The 2,157-nt window shown below is 69.4% G+C and carries 1 protein-coding gene and 1 pseudogene; both read left to right on the top strand.

The features are described 5' to 3' along the window. Nucleotides 1-300 precede the first annotated feature (300 nt). Nucleotides 301-1,228: pseudogene (locus tag IH68_RS60125) on the top strand (beta-ketoacyl synthase N-terminal-like domain-containing protein); the annotation flags it as partial. A 39-nt stretch (nt 1,229-1,267) separates the two neighbouring features. Continuing rightward, the coding region (locus IH68_RS60120) for an acyltransferase domain-containing protein (protein WP_420719052.1) at nt 1,268-2,157 on the top strand (890 nt) is incomplete at its 3' end.

Genomic DNA, 2,157 nt, shown 5'->3' with positions numbered 1-2,157 from the left:
CAACCTGCGCCAGCGCGTGCGGTTCGCCGACGCCGTCCAGGGCCTGGTCGAGCAGGGATACTCCGCGTTCGTGGAGGTCAGCTCCCACCCCGTCCTCGGTATGGCGGTGCAGGAGGCCGCCCCCGACGCGGCATCCCGGTCGACTGGACCGCGGTCCTGGCCGGACACGACGCCCGCACGCTCTCCCTCCCCACCTACGCCTTCCAGCACCGCCCGTACTGGTTCGACGGCGAGGCGCGCCGCCGTCGTACGGGCTCACACGTGGAATCCGTCGAGCCGGCCGAAGCCGAGTCTCTCGCCATGCCGGCGCGGCACGACGACTGGGTGCAGCGGATCCGTGCGCACGCCGCCGTGGTGCTGGGGCATGCCACGGCGGGTGACATCGACGCGACGCTCACTTTCAAGGCGCTGGGTTTCGACTCCGCGACCTCCGTCGAACTGCGGAACCGACTGGTCGCGGATACCGGGCTCTCCCTGCCCACCTCTGTCCTCTTCGACCACGCCACCCCACAGGCACTCGCCCGGCATGTGCGCGGTCTGCTCCACGGCGGCACCGAGCAGGATCCCGAGATCTCCGTGAAGCCGCGGCCCGCCACCGACGACGATCCCATCGCCATCGTGGCCATGGGCTGCCGTCTGCCCGGTGGTATCCGCACGCCGGAAGAACTCTGGGAACTGCTCTCAACGGGCGGTGACACCATCTCCGCCTTCCCGGCCGACCGGGGCTGGGACCTCGACAACCTGTACCACCCCGACCCGGAACAGCACGGTACGACCTATGCGCGCTCCGGCTCGTTCCTCTATGACGCGGCTGAGTTCGACCCCGGCTTCTTCGGTATCTCGCCGCGCGAGGCGGAGGCCATGGACCCGCAGCAGAGACTGCTGTTGGAGACCTCCTGGGAGGCCCTGGAGCGGGCCGGTGTCGACCCGGAGAGTCTGCGGGAGCGCGATGGGGGAGTGTTCGTCGGTCTCATGCAGCAGGAGTACGGTCCCGGACTGCACCAAGCCCCCGAGTCCGTCGATGGGTATCTGCTGACCGGCACCTCCTGCAGTGTGGCCAGTGGGCGTATCGCCTACGTCCTCGGCCTGCGCGGACAGGCGGTGACCGTGGACACGGCGTGCTCGTCGTCGCTGGTAGCGCTGCATCTGGCGGTTCAGGCGCTGCGCTCCGGTCTTCGTGGAGTTCAGCAGGCAGCGGGGGCTTGCGCCGGACGGTCGGTGCAAGCCGTTCGCGGCGGGTGCGGACGGCACCGGCTGGGGTGAGGGTGTGGGTGTGCTGCTGCTGGCGATCAACCAGGACGGTGCGAGCAATGGCCTGACTGCGCCCAACGGGCCTTCGCAGGAACGTGTCATCCGTGCGGCGCTGGCCAACGCCCGTCTGACCGCGGACGTCGTGGACGCGGTCGAGGCACACGGCACGGGGACGCGGCTGGGCGATCCGATCGAGGCGCAGGCGCTGCTGGCGACCTACGGGCAGGGCAGGGATCCCGAACGGCCTTTGTGGTTGGGCTCGTTGAAGTCGAACATCGGTCACACGCAGGCCGCCGCGGGTGTGGTCGGTGTGATGAAGATGGTGCTGGCGCTGCAGCACGGTGTCCTTCCGCAGACGCTGCACGTCGATGAGCCGACTCCGCATGTCGACTGGTCGGCGGGGGCGGTGTCGCTGCTGACGGAGGCCGTGCAGTGGCCGGAGGCCGAGGGGCGTCCGCGCCGGGCGGGTGTGTCCTCGTTCGGAATCAGCGGCACCAATGCGCATGTGGTGTTGGAGGAACCTCCGGTTGTGCCCCGGGTCGTGTCCGAGCCGGAGCCTGATGATGCCGCTGCGCCGGTGTTCGGGGCTGGTGGTGTGGTGCCGTGGGTGGTGTCGGGTCGTGGTGGGGATGGGCTCGCTGCCGATGACGTGGCGTTCGTGTTTCCGGGTCAGGGGGCGCAGTGGGCCGGTATGGGACGCCAGTTGTGGGATGCGTCGCCGGTGTTTGCGGCGTCGATGGAGGCGTGTGAGGCCGCTCTTGCCCCGTTTGTGGGGTGGTCGTTGAGTGATGTGGTGTGTGGTGGGGCTGAGCTGGCTGAGGTGGATGTGGTGCAGCCGGTGTCGTGGGCGGTGATGGTGTCGCTGGCGGCGTTGTGGCGTGCTTGCGGGGTTGAGCCGTCGGTGGT

Origin of the sequence: Streptomyces sp. NRRL S-646 (assembly GCF_000720765.1) — a bacterium.
GTDB lineage: Bacteria > Actinomycetota > Actinomycetes > Streptomycetales > Streptomycetaceae > Streptomyces.
The sequence above is the reverse complement of the archived record's forward strand: the minus strand, read 5'-3'. Positions and strand labels throughout refer to the sequence as shown.